18 protein-coding genes are annotated in these 18,858 nt (G+C 72.7%); 7 read left to right on the top strand and 11 right to left on the bottom strand.

Features of this window, described 5'->3' with window-relative positions:
- Nucleotides 1-51 precede the first annotated feature (51 nt).
- Nucleotides 52-1,692: an MFS transporter gene (locus AC3YO9_RS17375; protein WP_489984035.1), complete on the top strand. Its 1,641-nt coding sequence runs from the start codon at nucleotides 52-54 to the stop codon at nucleotides 1,690-1,692.
- Here the strand turns inward: AC3YO9_RS17375 and AC3YO9_RS17370 are convergent.
- Entirely contained in the window at nucleotides 1,640-2,038 is a 399-nt protein-coding gene (locus AC3YO9_RS17370) for a hypothetical protein (protein WP_489984034.1), read from the bottom strand. The two genes, AC3YO9_RS17375 and AC3YO9_RS17370, sit on opposite strands and share 53 nt — an antisense overlap.
- Before the next feature lie 283 nt (nucleotides 2,039-2,321).
- On the opposite strand from AC3YO9_RS17370, the gene AC3YO9_RS17365 reads away from it, so the two are divergent.
- Entirely contained in the window at nucleotides 2,322-2,942 is a 621-nt protein-coding gene (locus AC3YO9_RS17365; RefSeq protein ID WP_127782600.1) for a dihydrofolate reductase family protein, read from the top strand.
- Between the two features lie 40 nt (nucleotides 2,943-2,982).
- Here the strand turns inward: AC3YO9_RS17365 and AC3YO9_RS17360 are convergent, their stop codons facing one another.
- From AC3YO9_RS17360 to AC3YO9_RS17330, 7 genes are all read right to left on the bottom strand, one after another.
- Nucleotides 2,983-4,209 (bottom strand): O-succinylhomoserine sulfhydrylase, encoded by a 1,227-nt coding sequence (locus AC3YO9_RS17360; protein WP_489984033.1) that lies wholly within the window; start codon nucleotides 4,207-4,209, stop codon nucleotides 2,983-2,985.
- Entirely contained in the window at nucleotides 4,173-4,601 is a 429-nt protein-coding gene (locus AC3YO9_RS17355; RefSeq protein ID WP_489984032.1) for a rhodanese-like domain-containing protein, read from the bottom strand. Before AC3YO9_RS17355 ends, AC3YO9_RS17360 begins: the two co-directional genes overlap by 37 nt.
- On the bottom strand, nucleotides 4,598-4,801 hold the full coding sequence (locus AC3YO9_RS17350) for a DUF1737 domain-containing protein (protein ID WP_127782597.1): 204 nt from the start codon (nucleotides 4,799-4,801) through the stop codon (nucleotides 4,598-4,600). Before AC3YO9_RS17350 ends, AC3YO9_RS17355 begins: the two co-directional genes overlap by 4 nt.
- 57 nt (nucleotides 4,802-4,858) lie before the next feature.
- Complete coding sequence (locus AC3YO9_RS17345) at nucleotides 4,859-5,749, bottom strand: SCO6745 family protein (protein ID WP_489984103.1); 891 nt, start codon at nucleotides 5,747-5,749, stop codon at nucleotides 4,859-4,861.
- Nucleotides 5,750-5,905: 156 nt separating this feature from the next.
- Nucleotides 5,906-7,051, bottom strand: a complete 1,146-nt coding sequence (locus tag AC3YO9_RS17340; RefSeq protein ID WP_241249809.1) for an adenylate/guanylate cyclase domain-containing protein — start codon at nucleotides 7,049-7,051, stop codon at nucleotides 5,906-5,908.
- Complete coding sequence (locus AC3YO9_RS17335) at nucleotides 7,048-7,500, bottom strand: universal stress protein (RefSeq protein ID WP_127782596.1); 453 nt, start codon at nucleotides 7,498-7,500, stop codon at nucleotides 7,048-7,050. The genes AC3YO9_RS17340 and AC3YO9_RS17335 overlap by 4 nt, the downstream gene beginning before the upstream one ends.
- Nucleotides 7,501-7,588: 88 nt before the next feature.
- Nucleotides 7,589-8,842: a glycosyltransferase family 87 protein gene (locus AC3YO9_RS17330; RefSeq protein WP_489984031.1), complete on the bottom strand. Its 1,254-nt coding sequence runs from the start codon at nucleotides 8,840-8,842 to the stop codon at nucleotides 7,589-7,591.
- Between the two features lie 358 nt (nucleotides 8,843-9,200).
- Here AC3YO9_RS17330 and AC3YO9_RS17325 point away from each other — a divergent pair, with 358 nt between their 5' ends.
- The 4 genes from AC3YO9_RS17325 (at nucleotide 9,201) to AC3YO9_RS17310 (ending at nucleotide 13,956) form a co-directional block, all read left to right on the top strand.
- Entirely contained in the window at nucleotides 9,201-9,878 is a 678-nt protein-coding gene (locus AC3YO9_RS17325; RefSeq protein WP_127784721.1) for a DUF6084 family protein, read from the top strand.
- A 10-nt stretch (nucleotides 9,879-9,888) separates the two neighbouring features.
- On the top strand, nucleotides 9,889-10,185 hold the full coding sequence (locus AC3YO9_RS17320) for an antibiotic biosynthesis monooxygenase family protein (RefSeq protein ID WP_489984030.1): 297 nt from the start codon (nucleotides 9,889-9,891) through the stop codon (nucleotides 10,183-10,185).
- A 76-nt stretch (nucleotides 10,186-10,261) separates the two neighbouring features.
- Nucleotides 10,262-13,099, top strand: a complete 2,838-nt coding sequence (locus tag AC3YO9_RS17315; RefSeq protein ID WP_489984029.1) for an alpha/beta fold hydrolase — start codon at nucleotides 10,262-10,264, stop codon at nucleotides 13,097-13,099.
- The gene (locus tag AC3YO9_RS17310; RefSeq protein WP_127782592.1) at nucleotides 13,096-13,956 is read left to right on the top strand and encodes a DUF2705 family protein; all 861 of its coding nucleotides are present in this window, start codon (nucleotides 13,096-13,098) and stop codon (nucleotides 13,954-13,956) included. The genes AC3YO9_RS17315 and AC3YO9_RS17310 overlap by 4 nt, the downstream gene beginning before the upstream one ends.
- A gap of 5 nt (nucleotides 13,957-13,961) precedes the next feature.
- Here AC3YO9_RS17310 and AC3YO9_RS17305 read toward each other — a convergent pair whose 3' ends face one another.
- Both AC3YO9_RS17305 and uvrB read right to left on the bottom strand, forming a co-directional pair.
- Nucleotides 13,962-14,777 carry a cutinase family protein gene (locus tag AC3YO9_RS17305; RefSeq protein ID WP_489984028.1) on the bottom strand — a complete coding sequence of 272 codons (816 nt, stop codon included), beginning with the start codon at nucleotides 14,775-14,777 and terminating at the stop codon, nucleotides 13,962-13,964.
- A gap of 92 nt (nucleotides 14,778-14,869) precedes the next feature.
- Nucleotides 14,870-17,050, bottom strand: coding sequence for an excinuclease ABC subunit UvrB (gene uvrB / locus AC3YO9_RS17300; RefSeq protein WP_489984027.1), 2,181 nt, complete (start codon nucleotides 17,048-17,050; stop codon nucleotides 14,870-14,872).
- A 102-nt stretch (nucleotides 17,051-17,152) separates the two neighbouring features.
- On the opposite strand from uvrB, the gene AC3YO9_RS17295 reads away from it, so the two are divergent.
- Nucleotides 17,153-17,650 carry a ribonuclease FAU-1 family protein gene (locus AC3YO9_RS17295; protein WP_206518202.1) on the top strand — a complete coding sequence of 166 codons (498 nt, stop codon included), beginning with the start codon at nucleotides 17,153-17,155 and terminating at the stop codon, nucleotides 17,648-17,650.
- A 15-nt stretch (nucleotides 17,651-17,665) separates the two neighbouring features.
- Here AC3YO9_RS17295 and coaE read toward each other — a convergent pair whose 3' ends face one another.
- Nucleotides 17,666-18,841: a dephospho-CoA kinase gene (coaE, locus tag AC3YO9_RS17290; protein WP_489984026.1), complete on the bottom strand. Its 1,176-nt coding sequence runs from the start codon at nucleotides 18,839-18,841 to the stop codon at nucleotides 17,666-17,668.
- Nucleotides 18,842-18,858 lie beyond the last annotated feature (17 nt).

Below are 18,858 nucleotides of genomic sequence, written 5' to 3'. Positions count from 1 at the left end.
GTAGATAACACTGTTCCACATCAGTAGTACATCGTTCTACAGGAGAACCTGATGGCTGCACCACGACTCGACCCGTCCCACGCCGCTGCCCCGCACCCACGCCGCTGGTGGGCGCTGGCCGTGCTGTGCCTGAGCGTGCTCATCGTGTTGGTGGACAACACCATCGTGAACGTCGCGCTCCCCACGCTGAGCCGCGAGATGCGGGCCTCCACCAGCGACCTGCAGTGGCTGGTGGACGCCTACACCCTGCTGTTCGCCGGGCTGATGCTCACCGGTGGCGGGCTCGGCGACCGCTTCGGGCGCAAGCCAGTGCTGCAGGTGGGCCTGGTGCTGTTCGCCGCCACCTCGGTGTGGGCGGCCTACGCCTCCACCACCGGCGAGCTGATCGCCGCACGGGCGGCGATGGGGGTGTCGGCAGCCCTGATCTACCCGGCCACGCTGGCCATCCTGTCCACGATCTTCACCGACCGCCGGGAGAAGGCCACCGCGATCGGCATCTGGACGGCGGTGTCCGGGCTCGCGGTGGCCGTGGGGCCGGTCAGCGGCGGGGTGCTCCTGAAGCACTTCTCCTGGAGCTCGATCTTCCTGGTGAACATTCCGCTGGTGGTGCTGGCGCTGGTGGCCGGCAAGCTGCTGCTGCCCAGCTCGCGCGACCCCCACCCGGGCCGGTTCGACGCCGTCGGCGCGGTGCTGTCAGTGGCCTCCGTCGGGCTGCTGGTGTGGACGGTGATCGAGGCACCGGACCACGGGTGGCTCTCGCCGGCCACCCTCGGCGGCTTCGTGGGGGCGGCACTGCTCTTTGTGGTCTTCACCTGGTGGGAGCTGCGCCGGTCACAGCCGCTGCTGGACGTCCGGGTGTTCGCCAACCGCCGGGTGTCGGCGGCCAGCGCGGCTGTGGCGATGGCCTACTTCGGCCTGTTCGGCTTCATCTTCATGATCACCCAGTACTTCCAGGCGGTACGCGGCTACGACACCCTGCGGGCTGGGGTGGCGACGCTGCCCTTCGCGGTGGTGGTGGGCCTGCTGTCGCCGGTGGCGATCGTGCTGATGAAGCGGTGGGGCACCACCGTGGTGGTCGCCGCCGGTCTGCTGCTGATGAGCTCCGGGTTCCTGCTGGTCACGGTGACCACGGTGGACGCGCCCTACTGGGGGCCGATCGTCGTCGCGATGGTGCTGATGGCAGCAGGGCTGGGACTGACCACCGGCCCGGCCACCGACGCGATCATGGGCGCCCTGCCCGCGGTGCGGGTCGGCGCCGGCTCGGCGATCAACGACACCACTCGCGAGGTGGGCGGGGCCCTGGGGGTCGCGGTCATCGGCTCGGTGCTCAGCTCGGTCTACGGCGGCAAGCTCGCCACCGAGCTCGGCGGGCTCGGGCTGCCGGCCGACGCGGTGTCCGCCGCGCGGCACTCGGTGATAGCCGCCTTCGAGGTGGTCGGGCAGCTGCCCGGCGAGCTCCAGGGCCCGGCGGTCGCCACCGTCCGCACGACCTTCATGGACGGATTGCACGCGGGTTCGCTCGCCTCCGCCATCGCCACAGCCCTGGCTGCGGTGGGGGTGCTGGTCGCGCTGCCCAAGCACGACCAACACCCCGACGGGCACGCCAAGGACGCCGAGGAAGGGACCACGGAGCAGACGGCTACCGACGCTGCGGCGCCGGGCACGCGCCAGCCAGCCACCCCACCAAGTTGATCTCGTCGGCGGAGCGAGGGTCCCCGGCGTAGCTGAACAGGTCGGTGCACGGGCGGGCGCTGCCCGTGGTGGACGTGACGGACGGCCACGGCGTGGCACTGGGCAGCGGCGTGCGGGCGGTGCTGGGCAGGGGGCTGGTGCGGGGCGACGCTGGGGAGCCACGCTCGCGCAGGGTGACGGTGGGGGTGCGCGGCGACGAGGTGGGCGGGGTGGCCAGCGGCACGCTGGCCGTGGGCGCCTCCTCCAGCGTGGCGGGTGGCTGCTCCCGGACGCCAGGTGGGGCGGTGCGGACGCACGCGCCCAGGACGGTGGTGGCGGCGAGCGCCCCGAGCAGCAAGCGCTTCATGGGAACGGCCCTCCTGGCTGACTCGCCCATTGCGGACGAACGACAAGAAATGGCAGGTACCAGCCGCCATTACAGACCACGAACGGCTCCGCAGCCATTCCGGGAGCGACGGAGCAGTCGCCGGCTCGGGGCGTCTGCATGTACCACCACGTGACGGCGGCCCCTCGCCGGGCGACGGATCTACCAGCGCCGATGCCGGCAGTCGATCAGTTTCCTGCGGCTACGGCGTCCCTTCTCCCAGGACGGCGCACGGTGCGCGCACGGCAGAGAAGGGCGAAACAGCATGGGCGACTTGGTGGTCACCACATTTCTGACGATGGACGGCGTGATGCAGGCCCCGGGGGGTCCGCCCGAGGACGTCTCCGGCAGCTTCGAGCACGGTGGGTGGCTGGTGCCCTTCGCCGATGAGGACATGGGCGCCCAGGTGGACGAGTGGTTCTCCCACGCCGGGGCGTTCCTGCTCGGTCGCGGCACCTACGAGATCTTCGCCGCGCACTGGCCGAAGGTTCCGGTGGAGGGCGACCGGGTGGCGTGGTCGTTGAACACCCTGCCCAAGCACGTGGCCTCCACCACGCTCGGCGCGGTGGACTGGGAGGCCTCGCAGCTGATCACCGGTGACGTGCCCACGGCGGTGCAGGCACTGAAGGAGACCGTGGACGGTGAGCTGCAGGTGCACGGCAGCGCCGGGCTGGTGCAGACCCTGCTGCGCCACGAGCTGGTGGACGAGCTGCGGCTGATCGTCTTCCCCGTGGTGGTGGGCACGGGCAAGCGGTTGTTCGGCGAGGGCGCGGTGCCCACCACCTTCTCGCTGGTCTCCTCGGCCAGCACCAGCACCGGCGCCCTCACCGCCGCCTACCGGCACGTGGGCGGGGTGCAGACCGGCTCCTTCCTGCTCGAGGAGTGAGCAGGAAGGACCCTCAGCCCGGACAGCCGGCTGCGCGCCGTCAGTCCTGGCGCAGCGCCTGGTCCAGGTCGGCCCGCAGGTCCGCGACGTCCTCCAGGCCCACCGACAGCCGCACCACGCCGTCGGTGATGCCCACGGCCGCGCGGCCCTCGGCGCCCAGGCGGCGGTGGGTGGTGGTGGCCGGGTGGGTCATCATCGATTTGGCGTCGCCCAGGTTGTTGGAGATGTCGATGATCTGCAGGCGGTTGAGCAGCTCGAAGGCCCGCTCCTTGCCGCCGTCGAGCTCGAAGGTGATGACGGTGCCGCCCCCGGACATCTGCCGCTTCGCCAGCTCCACCTGGGGGTGCGAGGCCAGGAACGGGTAGCGCACCCAGCTGATGCCGGGCTGCTGCTCGAGCCACTCGGCCAGCTGCTGGGTGGTGCCCACCGCGTGGCGCACCCGCAGGCCCATGGTCTCCAGGCCCTTGGTGAGCACCCAGGCGTTGAACGGCGACATGGAGGGCCCGGTGTGGCGCATCAGCGTCTTCACCGGGCCGTCGATGAACTCCTTGCTGCCCAGGATGGCGCCGCCGAGCACGCGCCCCTGGCCGTCCATGTGCTTGGTGGCGGAGTAGACCACCACGTCGGCACCCACCTCGGTGGGCCGCTGCAGCACAGGGGTGGCGAAGACGTTGTCCACCACGACCATCGCACCCGCGCCGTGGGCGAGCTCCACCACGGCGGCGACGTCCACGATCTCCTGCATCGGGTTGGACGGGCTCTCGAAGAACACTGCGGCGGCCGGGGTGGCCAGCGCCCGCTTCCACTCGTCCAGGTCGCCGCCGTCGATGAACTCGGTGACGATGCCCCAGCGGGGCAGGATCTCGTCCAGGATGACGAAGCACGAGCCGAACAGGCTCTTGGCCGCGACCACCCGGTCGCCGGCCTTGAGCAGGGCCGCGAGCGCGGTGAACACCGCGGACATGCCGCTGGCGGTGGCGAAGCAGGCCTCCGCACCCTCCAGCCGCGCCAGGCGCTCCTCGAACATGGCCACCGTGGGGTTGCCGTAGCGGGAGTAGACGAAGCGGTCGACCTCGCCGGCGAACGCCGCCTCAGCGTCCTCGGCAGTGTCGTAGACGAAGCCCGAGGTGAGGAACAGCCCTTCCGACGTCTCCTGGAACTCCGAGCGCGTCACGCCAGAACGCACGGCCAGGGTGTCGGGACGCCAGCTCGGCGTCCCGTCGGTGCTGCTCACGACTGCCTCCACGGGAGCCCCTCGGCTCGCCATCCGGTACTGCCACGGTGGCCGGAGGAGTCCAGCCCACCCTCGAATCCGTCGAGCACGTTGTAGGCCGGGCCGCTGCCGGCCGCCGTCACCGCCCGAGCAGCCGACACCGACCGCTGCCCAGACCGACACAGGAACATCACCGGACGTCCCTGCGCGAGCCGATCCACTTCGTCGGTGAACTCCGGGTTGACCTCGCCCTGGGCGCTGACCCACTCCACCAGGCCGAGCTCGGCCTGCAGGTCGGAGAGGTCGGGCACGCCGACGTAGCGCCACTCCGCGTCGGTGCGGACGTCGACGAGCACAGCGGCGCCGCCGGCCACCGCCTCCCACGCCTCCTGCACGGTCAGGTCACCGGCGTAGCCCTCGGCCGGGCACCCCTGGGGGGCGCTCACCGCGCGGCCTCGCTGTCGTCCAGCACCACGGCCTGGGCCACGATGACCTGCCCGTCGGGCCGGCAGGTGGCGGAGGGCGAGCCGTGCAGGCGGTAGCCCTCGGCCAGTGCCGTGCTCACCCGCTTGCAGAACGTCTGGTCGTCGGGGCCGGTCAGCAACCGGTACCGGAGCCTTCCCTCACCTGGCTGGGGATCACTCACGTGCTTCGTCCCATCGTCTCCGTGCGCGCCGACGTGCTCACCGGCGCGGAGGCGATGTTACGACCCCGGCTCCGCGGCGCTGCGGCCTCGTCCGGCACCCGGGGCGAAAACGCCCTCCGGGACCGCACCCGCGTCGAGGATCACGCGGGACAGCCGGGTTCCGATCTCGGTGAGCCGAAGGGTGCCCGGCACGCCCAGCGCCGCCCAGGGGGCCACGGCCATCCGGTCGGTGGCAGCCTCGACGTCGGCGCGCAGCTGCACGCCGGCCTCGGTGAGCGAGCCGTCCCCGGCCAACAGGCCCCGCTGCCGCAGCGCCTGCTCGGCGTCCGCCCACTGCTGCTCCGACCAGCCGCGGGTGGCCTGCGCGGCCCCCACGGTGAACCCGGTGCCGGTGGCGGTGTGGGTGATCAGCGCCTCGATGCCCGACAGCCCCGCACCCAGCAGTGCCGCCACGTGGCCGTCGCCGCGGTGCTCGCGCAGCAGCGTGATGGCGTGCCAGAGCACCAGCAGCGGGGTCTCCGGCCACTCCAGGTCGGCGTGCCCGGCGTGCAGTGCCCGGCCCGCGCTGGTGCAGGCCAGCGCCGCGGTGCGGGCGAGCTCGGCCGCCTCGGCGACCTCGGGCGAGTCGGCGAGCTCCGGGCCCAGCAGCCGGCGCAGCGCCTGCTCGGCCGCCGTCCGGCGGGCGGCCAGCACGGCCAGTGGCTCGGCCAGGGTCCAGGCCCGCGGGAGGTGGCGCGCGATCACGTCGGGGTTGAAGTTGTAGAAGGTGGCCGCCACCGGACCCGGGCCCACCGCCCCCATGGCCGCGGCGCGACCCGCGAAGTAGCACATCCGGCCCGGCCGCAGGCCCGCCTCGGTGAGCCGCTGGTCGGTCTCCGGCACGAAGTAGGTCATCGAGTGGATCATGTCGGTGGCGCGGGCACAGCGAGTGGCCGTGGCCGTGTCCATCGTGGTGGTGTCCAACGTGGAGCTGTCCGGCGTGGAGTTGTCCGGCGTGGCGGTGTGCACCGTGGAGCTGTCCATCTCGGGGGTCGTCATCTGCGTGACCCTAGCCACGCCCGGGGCCCCGGCCCAGCGGCACGGCTGCGACAGCGCGCCGCGGGGCTACTTGGCGGTCTGCCGTCGCAGCAGGTACGGGTGCAGACGGCTGAGCCCGCGCACCCGCACCGGACGCATCGACCGCAGGCGGAACTGCTCGGCGTGCTCCTCCAGCGCCTCGGCCAGCTCGGAGTCGAGCAGCACCGAGTCGGGCTTGGCCACCGAGGTCAGCCTGGCGGCGATGTTGACCACCGAGCCGAAGGCGTCGCCGAAGCGGACGAGGACGGGGCCGTAGGCCATCCCCACCCGGATCCCGGGCAGCACGTCGTCGGCGATCACCCGCTCCTGCAGCTCCAGGGCGATGCGGGCGGCGTGCGCGGGCTCCTGCACGGCGAACATCACCTCGTCGCCCACGGTCTTGACCACCCAGCCGTGTCCCTCGGCGATCACGTCCATGGCGCAGGACTCGAAGCGCTCGATCAGCCGGTCGAGCTCCTCGATGTCGAGCTGGCGGGTGAGCCGGGTGTAGCCCACGATGTCGGCGAAGCCGACGACCAGGCACTGCCGGGAGATCTGCTCGGTGGGACCGACCAGCGCACGGCCGGCGTTCGCAGCGAGGTGGCGGCGCCACACGTAGGACTGCAGCGCCTCGATGGTCGGGAGCAGCCCCTTGGCCACCGAGCCCACCTCGGCGCGCACCACGTCCACGTCCAGCTCGGAACCCTCGGGGGTCTTGTCCACCGCCTCGGCCAGCCGGGTGCCGATGTAGCTGGTCATCAGCCCCACCTGCCACTCGGCGAGCCGGGACAACGACTGGCCCAGGGCGCGGGTCACCGAGATCTCCATCTCGGCCGAGATCACGCCCTCCTCGACCAGCCGGCTGATGGTGCGCAGCGCCTGGACGTCGCCGCGGGTGTACATCACCGCGTCGGGGTCGTCGCCCTGCGCGAAGCCCATGGCCACCCACAGGCGGGTGGCCTGCTCCAGCGGGACACCGGCCTCCTCGGCCGCCTGGTAGCGGTCGTAGCGACGGCGCCCGCCCAGCAGGGTGCGCTCGAGCTCCTCCTGGATGCCCTCGCGCAGCGCCTTGTCGTCGTCGGCCCGGTCGCTCTCGGGGCTCGGGGCTGTGCCCTCGCCCACCGTGTCGGCTCCAGCCGTCGCGGCTGCACCCTCCTCGACGACTGGTGCGGTGTCCTCGGAGTCTGCCGTCACTGCACCGTGTGCACGATCAGGACGTCGCAGTGGGCCTTGCGGGCGGTGTCGGACGGGACGGAGCCGAGCAGCCGACCGGTGAGGCTGTTGAGGCCGCGGTTGCCCACCACGAGCAGGTCGGCCTTCACCTCGTCGATGAGGGCGAGCAGGGTGTCCACCGGCGCGCCGCTGACCGCGCGGGTCTCGATCTCGCCCGCGCCGGCCAGCTTGGCCCGGTCGTGGGCGGTCTGCAGGGTGTCCTGGGCCGGCGCCGAGCCCATCACCTGGTAGGACTCCTCGCGCAGCGCCTCCGAGGCCCGCTTCACCTCGCGCGGGCTGGCCGGGAAGTAGGCGCACGCGATCACCAGGCGCGCACCAGCGTCACCGGCGAGGCTGGCAGCGCGCTCCACCGCGAGGAGTGACGAGTCCGAACCATCAGTACCGACGAGCACGGTGCGATAGGCGGTCAACTGAACCTCCGACGTGGGGCGGGCCGGGCGCCTCTGCCCGGTCTCTGTCAGAGACCGTAACGGTTTTGCCCTGTTTTCGGGGTTGAGGTCATCGCGGCAGGACCGGCTCCGAACCCTCCTGGACACCGGAGCGCTCCGGGACGTCGAGCTCGGTGCGGCGGGTCGGCCAGCTGCGCTGCCGCTCGCGCGCCACCACCACGGCTCCGACCAGCAGCGCGATGCCGACGAAGCACTCACCGTTGCCGACGAACTGCTGGATCAGGTCCCAGTTGTGCAGCTCGCGGTCGCCGCCACCGGGCAGGTCCCACTGCGCCCCGAGCAGGAACACCACCGTGGCCAGGGCGAGCAGGTAGCGCCACGACCGGTACTGCGGAGCCACCAGCAGCGGCAGCAGCAGGATGACGTAGGCCCAGTGGTGGGAGGCGGCGAACGGGGCGGCGAGCAGGGCCGCCAGCGCCACCACGCACATCGCCAGGACGTGCTCACCGGTGCGGGTGAACTGCCAGGCGGCGTAGGCCGCGGCGGCCACCACCAGCAGCACCGCCAGCGCCCAGAGCCCGGTCTGCACCGCGTCGGGCAGGCCGAGGCGGGCCAGCGGACCCGTGATCGCCTGGTTGGGGCCGTACCAGGGCTTTCCGCCGCGGTCGGTGTCGTAGGCGACGTCGGTCCAGAAGCTCTTGGTGTCCTCCCACGCGAACACCGCACCGATGCCCGCGGCCACCACGAAGGCGACCCCCGCGCGGACGATGGACGCGAAGTCGCGGCGCACCAGCAGGAGCAGGCCGAAGGCCAGCGGGGTGATCTTGATGGCCGCGGCCAGCCCGATGCCCACCCCGCGGAAGCGCTTGGGGATGACGCCGGTGCAGTCGGCCACCACCAGGGCCACGATCACCATGTTCACCTGGCCGAAGCCGATGGTGCCGCGGATCGGCTCCAGCAGCAGCGCCGGGGCGAGCAGGGCCAGCGCGGTGAGCTCGGGCGCGCTGGTGCCGAGGCGACGCATGACCGCTCGCAGCACGAAGTAGACCAGGGCGACCGTGCCCAGCGTCCACACCACGTGCAGCACGTCGAGGGGCAGGAAGGTGACCGGTACCAGGACCACCGCCGCGAACGGCGGGTAGATGTACTTCAGGTCGTAGGGCGAGCCCGGCAGCGAGCCGTACAGCCCCTGACCGTCCAGCAGCGACTTGGCCGCCGCCCGGTACACGTCGAGGTCGATGAAGTCATGGTCGGAGATGACCACCGCGAACAGCACGGCCGCAGCAGCGACGAGCCCCTGCACGACAGCCATGGCCGTGGACGTCGTCCGCGGCGTCGCACGCTCCTGTTCGATGACAGCCATCTAGGTCGAACCTCCAGGCGGGTGGGTGGCAGAAACCGCGTCAGCGTAGCCGCTGAGCGGCGCAAACCGGGCACCCAGCGGCGGTGGCGTGCCCGCCCGGAGCCTGCTGGCCGTGCCCGTCGGACACCGGGTCCTGTTGTGGCCCAGCGCTGGCCAGCAGGGTGATTGCGACGTGCACCACACCGGCGTACACCGGAGGGAGAGACCAGTGCAGGGGGTCGGTGCTCGATCTCGTGGTCACGCACGCTAGCTAGGGGGGAATGGTGCCCGTGCCCGTCGATGCTGCCACCAAGTCCGAACACGCTGTGCACGAGCGCAACCCGGTGAGGCGAGCCCGTCCGTGAGCAGCGCAGCCCCCATGACGCAGCTGTCCTTCGCCGTGCTGGACGTGCAGGCCGAGCCCGCGGCGGCGGTGCCCCAGCTGGTGGCCCGACTGCAGATCGAGGAGTCCAGCGGAGCGCTGGTGCACGCCATGGTCGTGCGGGCGCAGGTGTGCATCGAGCCCCTGCGCCGCGCCGCCGGTGAGGAGCAGGGGCTGCTGAGCCGGTACGGGCCGCGCGAGCCCTGGCGGGAGACCGAGCGCCCGCTGCGGTGGCTGCAGGCCACCACGATGGTGCGAGGCTTCACCGGGGTGACCGAGACCGACCTGCCGCTGCCGTGCACCTACGACTTCAACGTCACCGCGTCGCAGTACCTGCACGCGCTGGGTGAGGGCGCGGTGGGCCTGCGGATGATGTTCTCCGGCACCGTGCTGACCCGCGGCAGCCACGGATTCGGCGTGCAGCCGGTGTCGTGGGACTGCGAGGCCAGGCACGAGATGCCGGTGGCCGTGTGGCAGGACCTGATGGCCGAGCACTACCCCGGCACCGGGTGGCTGCGGGTGGGCCACGACGTGATCGCCCGCCTGGCCCGGCACAAGGCCGACCACGGGCTGATCAGCTGGGACGAGACGCTGCGCTCGCTGCTGCCCGCCGGTGAGGCGCCGCGCACCCAGGCCCGGCTGCGGGTGGGCGGAGCGGCCAGCGGGAGCGGCTAGGGTCCGGTTCATGGTCATCGAGGTCGCACAGCTCACCGTCAACGCCGACGCCGCGGAAGGGTTCGCGGAGGTCTTCGCCGCGGCGGTGCCGCACGTCGCTGGCGCCCACGGCTTTCGCAGCGCACAGCTCACCCGCAGCATCGAGTCACCCCTGCGGTTCGTGCTGCTGGTGGAGTGGGAGACCCTGGCCGACCACACCGAGGGCTTCCGCGGCTCCCCCGCCTTCGCCGAGTGGCGTGCACTGGTGGGGCCGCACTTCGCCGAGCCACCGCACGTGGAGCACGTCGAGGTGGTCGGGTCCGCCTAGCTCCTCGGGTCCGCCTAGCTCGTGATCGACTGGCGCGGATAGCCGGGATGTCGGGCACCTCACATACCGTGGGCGCATGTCCCGTAGCCGTCTGACGCGCCCGCTGGTCCTGCTCGGCGTGGTGGTGCTCCTCGCTGGCGTCCTGCTCGCGGTCACCGTGAGCCGGGCCAGCGGTGCGTCCGGGGTTGCCGAGCGCGCGGTGAGCATCGACGTCACCGACGGGCCAGCCCGCGACCAGCCGATCACCGTGGACGCCACGCTGTTCACCCCCGACGCCACGCCCGCGCCGGCGGTGCTGCTGGCCCACGGCTTCGGCGGCACCAAGGACTCCGTGGCCGCGCAGGCCCGCCAGCTCGCTCGGGACGGCTTCGTGGTGCTCACCTACAGCGCCCGCGGCTTCGGCCGCACCACCGGGCAGATCGCGGTGAACTCTCCCGACTACGAGGTGGTGGACGCCCAGGCCCTGCTGGACTACCTGGCCCAGCAGCCGCAGGTGCAGCTGGACTCCCCCGGCGATCCCCGGGTGGGCGTGGCCGGCGGCTCCTACGGCGGTGCGCTGTCGCTGTCACTGGCCGGCCGGGACCCTCGGGTGGACGCGGTGGCCGCGTCGATCACCTGGAACGACCTGGGCCAGTCCCTGTTCCCGGAGCTCGCCACCACCTCCGGCGCGCTGCCGGACACTCCCGCGGCCGGCGCCACCGGCACCGACGGCGTGCTCAAGCGCAGCTGGGCGGGGATCTTCTTCGCCGCCGGCGCCACCAACCCGCTCGCCGGGCCGTGCGGCACCTTCGTCCCGGAGATCTGTGCCGCCTACAACACCGCCGCCGAGACCGGCCGACCCTCGCCCGAGCTGGTGGAGCTGCTGCGACGCAGCTCGCCGGTGGCCACCAACGCGGCGGTGCGCGCGCCCACGCTGCTGGTGCAGGGCCAGCAGGACACCCTCTTCGGCCTGGACCAGTCCGACGCCAACGCCCGCCAGATCGCCGCCACCGGCACCCCGGTGACCACCACCTGGTTCGCCGGCGGGCACGACGGGGCCACCAGCAACGCCACCACGGAGGCCGCGGTCACCGACTTCCTGGCCTTCCACCTGGCCGGGCGCGGCAAGGACCCCGGCACCTCGTTCAGCTACCAGCTCGCCGGTCCGCTGAGCAGCAGCGGCAACCAGCGCACCCGCACCATCCGGGTGCCCGCCTACCCGGGCCTGCAGGCCGACGACCCCACCCCCACCCGTCGCCTGGACCTGACCGGCCCCACCCAGCCGATCAGCCGGCCCGCCGGGGCGTCGCCGTCGTCGCTGAGCACGGTGCCCGGCCTGTCCTCCGCCTTCGCCGGCCTGGCCTCCGGGGAGGCGTCCGCGGCTGCGCTCAACGGGTCCACCGCGCTGGACGTGCCCGGGCAGGCCGCGGTGTTCCGCACCGAGCCGGTGTCCTCCACGGTCACCATCACCGGCTCCAGCCGGGTGACACTCGAGGTGACCGGCCTCGGCCAGACCCGCGACGCGGTCCTCTACGCCAAGCTCTACGACGTCGGCGCGGACGGCCGCCGAACGCTGCCCGGCGGTGGCGTGGCGGCCTTCCGGGTGCCGGCGCTGAGCCCGGGTGGGCCGGCCACCCCGGTCACGGTCACCCTGCCCGGCATCGTCACCTCGGTGCCCACCGGGCACCACCTGGAGCTGGTGGTCAGCACCACCGACCAGGCCTACGCCACGCCCCTCACCCCCGCCCAGTACGCGGTGGCGCTGGCACCGGGGGGCGCGCTCACGCTGCCCTCGGTCTCCGGCACCAGCGAGAGCTCGGGCACCGTCCCCGTCGGAGCCGCGGCGGGCATCGCCGCCATCCTGGCCGGCCTGGTGGTCGTCGCCGTGGTGGGTCGGCTGCGCCGCCGGCGCCGGGCGGTGAGCGACCACGACGGCTCGGACGTGCCGCTGGTGGTCTCCGGGCTGGCCAAGTCCTACGCCGACGGCTACCGGGCGGTGGACGGGGTGGACTTCGCGGTGCAGCACGGCCAGGTGCTCGGGCTGCTCGGCCCCAACGGCGCCGGCAAGACCACCATCCTGCGCATGCTGATGGGCCTGATCGCGCCCAGCAGCGGGGAGATCCGGGTGTTCGGCCACCGGGTGAGCGCCGGCTCCCCGGTGCTGTCGCGGATCGGCTCCTTCGTGGAGGGCTCGGGCTTCCTGCCGCACCTGTCCGGGGCGGAGAACCTGCGGATGTACTGGGCAGCCACCGGCCGGCCCGCGGCGGACGCTCACCTGGAGGAGGCGCTGGCCATCGCGGGGCTGGGCTCCGCCGTGGAGCGCACCGTCAAGTCCTACAGCCAGGGCATGCGCCAGCGCCTGGCCATCGCCCAGGCCATGCTCGGCCTGCCCGACCTGCTGGTGCTCGACGAGCCGACCAACGGCCTCGACCCACCGCAGATCATGGCCATGCGCGCCGTGCTGCGCGACTACGCCCGCACCGGGCGCACCGTGCTGGTCTCCAGCCACCTCCTCTCGGAGGTGGAGCAGACCTGCAGCCACGTCGTGGTGGTGCACAAGGGCAAGGTGGTCGCTGCCGGCACGGTGCAGGAGATCGTGGCCGCCGACGGCCGCGTGGTGCTGCGGGTGGACGACGCCGACCGCACCGCGGCCGTGCTGCAGCAGCTGCCCGGGGTGGGCGCCGTGGCGGTGACCGAGGTGGACGCCGGCACCTCCGCCGGGCTGGTGCAGGCAGACCTGGAGCAGGTCCCCGCCGCCGAGGCGGTGCGCTCGCTGGTGCAGGCCGGGGTGGGCGTGAGCTCGGTGGCGCCCCGCAACCGGCTGGAGGACGTCTTCCTGGCGCTGGTGGAGACCCCCGGCGGCAGCACCACCCCTGGTGACGGCAAGCAACCCGCCGCGGCGAGCGCCCCGGCGGCAGAACGGGTGGACCGATGAGCGAGCAGATGACGGCCACCGACGGCCGGGCCCCGGGCTACCGGATCGAGCGCACCCTGCGGGTCGGGGTGGAGCTGCGTCGGCAGGTCACCCGCCGGCGCACCCAGATCACCATGGGCTTCCTGGCGCTGCTGCCCTTCCTGCTGGTGCTGGCCTTCACCCTGGGCGACAGCTCGTCCACCGAGGGCGGCAGCTTCGTGGACCGGGCCACCACCGGCGGGCTCGGGTTCACCGTGTTCACCCTGTTCGCGTCCATCGGGTTCCTGCTGGTGGTGGTGGTGGCGCTGTTCTTCGGCGACTCGGTCTCCAGCGAGGCGTCGTGGTCCAGCCTGCGCTACCTGCTGGCCATCCCGGTGCCGCGCGGGCGGCTGCTGCGGCAGAAGTCCGTGGTGGCGGGGCTGCTCTCGCTGTTCGCGCTGGTGCTGCTGCCCGCGGTGGCCCTGGCGGTGGGCACTGCGCTCTACGGAACCGGCGACATCGTCAGCCCGCTCGGCGACACGCTGTCCTACGGCCCCGGCCTGGTGCGCCTGCTCGGGGCGATCGTCTACATCGCCATCAGCCTGCTCTGGGTGGCTGGGCTCGCCAGCCTGTTGTCGGTGGCCACCGACGCCCCGCTGGGCGCAGTGGGTGGGGCGGTGATGGTGACGATCGTGTCGGAGATCCTGGACGGCATCCCCGCGCTGGAGGGCCTGCGCGACTACCTGCCGACCCACCACGCCTATGCGTGGACGGCGCTGCTGTCCACCGACGTCGACTGGTCGCGGATGGCCTGGGGCACCTTGTCGTCGCTGATCTACGCCACGGTGTTCGGCGCAGCCGCCTGGTACCGGTTCAGCCGCAAGGACATCACCAGCTGACGAGCTCAGCTCTTGCTGATCTTCTCCTGCAGCCAGCCGGCGGTCCACGCGGTGGCGGTCTTGCCGTCCTCCACCTGGTAGCTGGCGTAGGAGGAGTGCACCTGCGAGGCCATGTAGGAGCCCACCTGGGCCAGGGCGGCGGGGATGTTGGACAAGGTCCGGGCCGCCTCGGGGGTGGCGCAGATCAGGTCGCCGGGTGCGCAGAAGGTGACCACGCGGTCGGCGACCTCGCCGAAGTCCTTGGCCCGCGGGCCGGCCAGGCCGGCACCCTCGACCGGGGGGCCGACGAGCTTCTCGGTGCCGGGACTGCGGTTGGGGTCAGAGAGCAGCGCGACGGCCACGAGCTTGTCCGCCTCCACCGGTCCCTCGCCGTTGCCGATCTGGGTGGCTACGTCACCGGTGACCGCAGCCCCCTGGGAGTAGCCGGTGAGCGCGAACTTGGTGCTCGGGCACTTGGTGGCCACGGACTGGATGAGGTCACGGGTGGCCTTGACCCCGGCCGCCTGGCTCTCCGGGTACGGGGTGGGGTTGCCGAACTGGGCGATGTAGGGCACGAAGCTGATGCCCATCGCGTCGGGGCCGACCGCACCCCGCAGCGGGTCCGCCACGGCCTTGAGCAGCCCCTGCGGGACGTTGGGGTCGGCGGTCGGCGAGGTCTCGTTGGTGCCGGGCACGAACACCGCCTGCACGTCTGCGCAGCCGGCGGGCTTGGCCTCGTCGGAGTCGGAGGAGCAGGCCGCGCTGAGCAGACCCACCACCGCCAGCGCGGAGAGCAGACCAGCTCCGGTGCCGCCGGTGATCCTCGAGCGCGTTCCCGCCATCGTCTGTCCCCTTCTCGGCCGTGTCCGTGGGCGGACGGCGCCCCGCAGCGGGTCTCGCCATCCCGGCCAGGACACTACGGGACCGGTGGGGACTAGCTGATGCCTGCCGCGTCCATGCCGCGCAGCTCCTTCTTCAGGTCGGCGATCTCGTCGCGCAGCCGTCCGGCCAGCTCGAACTGCAGGTCGCGGGCGGCCTCCATCATCTGGGCGGTGAGCTGCTGGATGAGGTCGGCCAGCTCGGCACGCGGCATCGACCCTGGCGCGCGGCCCTCCAGCACCCCGGCGCTGGCGGCCCGACCGGCCTCGCCGGTGGCCCGCTTGCCGCGGCTGGCGTTGCGCCCGGAGCCGCCCACCGAGACCATCCCCTCGCTGTCCTCGGCCTCGGCGTAGACCACGTCGAGAATGTCGTTGATCTTCTTCCGCAGCGGCTGCGGGTCCAGGCCCCGCTCGGTGTTGTAGGCGATCTGCTTCTCGCGGCGCCGGTCGGTCTCGTCGATGGCCTGCTTCATCGAGTCGGTGATCTTGTCGGCGTACATGTGCACCTCGCCGGAGACGTTGCGCGCCGCGCGGCCGATGGTCTGGATCAACGAGGTGGCACTGCGCAGGAAGCCTTCCTTGTCGGCGTCGAGGATGGCCACCAGCGACACCTCCGGCAGGTCCAGGCCCTCGCGGAGGAGGTTGATGCCCACCAGCACGTCGTAGTCGCCCAGGCGCAGCTGGCGCAGCAGCTCCACCCGGCGCAGGGTGTCGACCTCGGAGTGCAGGTAGCGGACCCGGATGCCCAGCTCGAGCAGGTAGTCGGTGAGGTCCTCCGACATCTTCTTGGTCAGCGTGGTCACCAGCACCCGCTCGTCGCGCTCGCTGCGCACCCGGATCTCGTGCACCAGGTCGTCGATCTGGCCCTTGGTGGGCTTGACCACCACCTTGGGGTCGACCAGCCCGGTGGGCCGGATGACCTGCTCCACGAACTCACCGCCGGCCTTGGCGATCTCGTACTTGCCGGGCGTGGCCGAGAGGTACACCGTCTGGCCGATGCGGTCGGTGAACTCCTCCCAGCGCAACGGCCGGTTGTCCATCGCGCTGGGCAGCCGGAAGCCGTGCTCCACCAGGGTTCGCTTGCGGCTCATGTCGCCCTCGTACATGCCGCCGATCTGCGGCACGGTGACGTGCGACTCGTCGATGACCAGGAGGAAGTCGTCCGGGAAGTAGTCCAGCAGGGTGGCACCGGCGGAGCCGGGCGGGCGCCCGTCCACGTGGCGCGAGTAGTTCTCGATGCCGGAGCAGAAGCCCACCTGGCGCATCATCTCCAGGTCGTAGGCGGTGCGCATGCGCAGCCGCTGCGCCTCCAGCAGCTTGCCCTGCCCCTCCAGCTTGGCCAGCTGCTCCTCCAGCTCGGCCTCGATGTCGCGGGTGGCGCGCTCCATCCGCTGCGGTCCGGCCACGTAGTGGGTGGCGGGGAAGACCCGCGTCTCGTCCACCTCGCGCACCACGTCCCCGGTGAGCGGGTGCAGGTAGTACAGCGCCTCGATCTCGTCGCCGAAGAACTCGATGCGCACCGCCAGCTCCTCGTAGGCGGGGATGACCTCGACGGTGTCTCCCCGCACCCGGAAGGTGCCGCGGGCGAAGGCCAGGTCGTTGCGGGCGTACTGCACGTCCACCAGCGCCCGCAGCAGCGTCTCCCGGTCCATCGTGGCGCCCACCTCGAGCCCGATGGAGCGGTCCAGGTACTCCTGCGGCGTGCCCAGGCCGTAGATGCAGCTGACCGAGGCCACCACGATCACGTCCCGCCGGGTGAGCAGGCTCATGGTCGCCGAGTGCCGGAGCCGCTCGACGTCGTCGTTGACCGAGGAGTCCTTCTCGATGTAGGTGTCGGTCTGCGGGACGTACGCCTCGGGCTGGTAGTAGTCGTAGTAGGAGACGAAGTACTCCACCGCGTTGTGCGGGAAGTAGCCGCGCAGCTCGTTGGCCAGCTGGGCGGCGAGGGTCTTGTTGGGGGCCAGCACCAGGGTGGGCCGCTGCACCTGCTCCACCAGCCACGCCGTGGTGGCCGACTTGCCCGTGCCGGTGGCGCCGAGCAGCACCACGTCCGGCTCGCCGGCCTTGATCCGCTTGGTGAGCTCGGCGATGGCGGCGGGCTGGTCACCGGCGGGCTGGTAGTCGCTGACCACCTGGAACTGCCCCTTGACGCGCGGGATCGCGCTGACCGGCCGGAACTCCGAGTGCGCGCGGAGCCCGTGCTCGGGCTCCGAGGTCTGCTTCGTCTGCTGTGCCACGGGTCCAGGGTAGGCGTCGCCCCCGACAGCTCTCGCTGGGCGAACGCCCGGGTCGGGCACCGGCGGGGCGCGCGGCGTCGACTAGGTTTGGCCGGTATGGCGCTGCACCGTCCCAAGCGGGAGACCTTCGACGTCCCAGCGCGAACCAACACCGATCCCAAGGGGATCCTGCGGGCCGTGGACACCTACCGGGTGCAGCCGTGGGGCCTGTACATGGCCCGCCCTGCCGACCACGTGCAGTTCCACTACCTCGAGTCGTGGCTGCTGCCCAGCGCGGGGCTGCGGGTGACGGTGTTCCACTTCAACCCCGGTCACGAGCGCGACCAGGACTTCTACGTGGACATCGGTGAGTACCACCGCGACGGCGAGGTCTGGCACGGGGTGGACCACTACCTCGACCTGGTGGTGCGCACCGGGCGCTCCACCACGCTGCTGGACACCGACGAGCTGCTGGCGGCCCACGCGCACGGGCTGCTGGACCTCGAGTCCAGCGAGCTGGCCGTGCAGCGGGCGGTCGGCGCGGTGGACGGCATCGCCAGCCACGGCCACGACGTCACCGCGTGGCTGGGCGAGCGGGGCATGCCCCTCACCTGGCGGTGACGGTGCCCGGCTGAGCTAGTCGGTGGTGGGCTCCCAGGCGGTGCGCTCGGCCCACTCCCGCGCCCGGCCCGCGGTCTGCTCGATCCAGTCCTGCACGAGCCGGCGGTGCTCCGCCGCGGTGCCCGCGCGCGCCGCGGCCGCGCGCTGCGCCGCCACCAGCTCCTCGGCCACCGCAGGCTCGGTGCGCAGCCAGTCCACCAGCAGCAGCGTGTGCCGCTGCGCCGGCGCACCCGCCACCCGCACGGCCACGTGCACCGGCCGGTCCGGGTCGGCGCCCGCGTGGTGGGCCTCCGCCCAGGCGGGGTCGCCGCCGACGACCGGTTGCTCCTCCACCGGGGCGAAGCCGGCGTCGACCAGCGGCTGCACCAGCGCGGCCACGTCGTCGGGCTGCGCCACGGTCACCTGCACGTCCAGCACGTCCGGCGCCGCCAGGCCGGGCACCGCGGTGGGCCCCACGTGGTCGATCCGCTGCGCGTGCAGCCCGGCCGCCACCCGCAGCCGGGCCACCAGCCGCGCACCCTGGGCGGCCCACTCCGGGTCGGCGTCCACCACCGTCAGGTCGGTCGGCTCGACGGGCCGGTGCAGCCGCACGTTCGCCTCGTAGGGCACCAGCCGCCGCTCCCACAGCTGGTCCACCTCCGCCAGCAGCGAGTCGGGCGCGCCCCCGTTGTCCAGCCACACGTCCGCCGCCGCGCGCCGCTGCTCGTCGCTGGCCTGCGCGCCGATGCGGGCCCGGGCGTCCTCGGCGGTCATCCCCCGCTGCCCCACCAGCCGCTGCACCCGCTCGTCGGCGTCGGTGTGCACCACCACCACCAGGTGGAACAGCGGCGCCATCCTGCCCTCGACCAGCAGCGGGATGTCCTGCACCACCACGGCGTCGGCAGGGGCGGCGGCCACCAGCTCGGCGGTGCGGGCGCCGATCAGCGGGTGCAGCACCGCGTTCAGCGCCGCCCGCTCGGCGGGGTCGGCGAAGGCCACGGCGGCCAGGGCGGGACGGTCGAGGGCCCCGTCGGCGTCCAGGATGCCGTCCCCGAAGCGCTCCACCAGCTGGGCCAGGCCCGGGGTGCCGGGGGCCACCACCTCCCGGGCGATGAGGTCGGCGTCGACCACCACCGCCCCCCGCTCGGCCCAGCGGCGCGAGACCGTGGACTTGCCGGCGCCGATACCGCCCGTGAGGCCAACCCGAAGCATGGATCGAGTGTGGCACA

This window comes from Rhodococcus sp. Z6_132, assembly GCF_058133635.1.
The sequence above is the reverse complement of the archived record's forward strand: the minus strand, read 5'-3'. Positions and strand labels throughout refer to the sequence as shown.

Coding starts and splice junctions, on each gene's coding strand:
- AC3YO9_RS17375 (WP_489984035.1), top strand. CDS start 52: ATGGCTGCACCACGACTCGACCCGTCCCACGCCGCTGCCCCGCACCCA.
- AC3YO9_RS17370 (WP_489984034.1), bottom strand. CDS start 2,038: ATGAAGCGCTTGCTGCTCGGGGCGCTCGCCGCCACCACCGTCCTGGGC.
- AC3YO9_RS17365 (WP_127782600.1), top strand. CDS start 2,322: ATGGGCGACTTGGTGGTCACCACATTTCTGACGATGGACGGCGTGATG.
- AC3YO9_RS17360 (WP_489984033.1), bottom strand. CDS start 4,209: ATGGCGAGCCGAGGGGCTCCCGTGGAGGCAGTCGTGAGCAGCACCGAC.
- AC3YO9_RS17345 (WP_489984103.1), bottom strand. CDS start 5,749: ATGGACACGGCCACGGCCACTCGCTGTGCCCGCGCCACCGACATGATC.
- AC3YO9_RS17330 (WP_489984031.1), bottom strand. CDS start 8,842: ATGGCTGTCATCGAACAGGAGCGTGCGACGCCGCGGACGACGTCCACG.
- AC3YO9_RS17325 (WP_127784721.1), top strand. CDS start 9,201: ATGACGCAGCTGTCCTTCGCCGTGCTGGACGTGCAGGCCGAGCCCGCG.
- AC3YO9_RS17320 (WP_489984030.1), top strand. CDS start 9,889: ATGGTCATCGAGGTCGCACAGCTCACCGTCAACGCCGACGCCGCGGAA.
- AC3YO9_RS17315 (WP_489984029.1), top strand. CDS start 10,262: ATGTCCCGTAGCCGTCTGACGCGCCCGCTGGTCCTGCTCGGCGTGGTG.
- AC3YO9_RS17310 (WP_127782592.1), top strand. CDS start 13,096: ATGAGCGAGCAGATGACGGCCACCGACGGCCGGGCCCCGGGCTACCGG.
- AC3YO9_RS17305 (WP_489984028.1), bottom strand. CDS start 14,777: ATGGCGGGAACGCGCTCGAGGATCACCGGCGGCACCGGAGCTGGTCTG.
- coaE (WP_489984026.1), bottom strand. CDS start 18,841: ATGCTTCGGGTTGGCCTCACGGGCGGTATCGGCGCCGGCAAGTCCACG.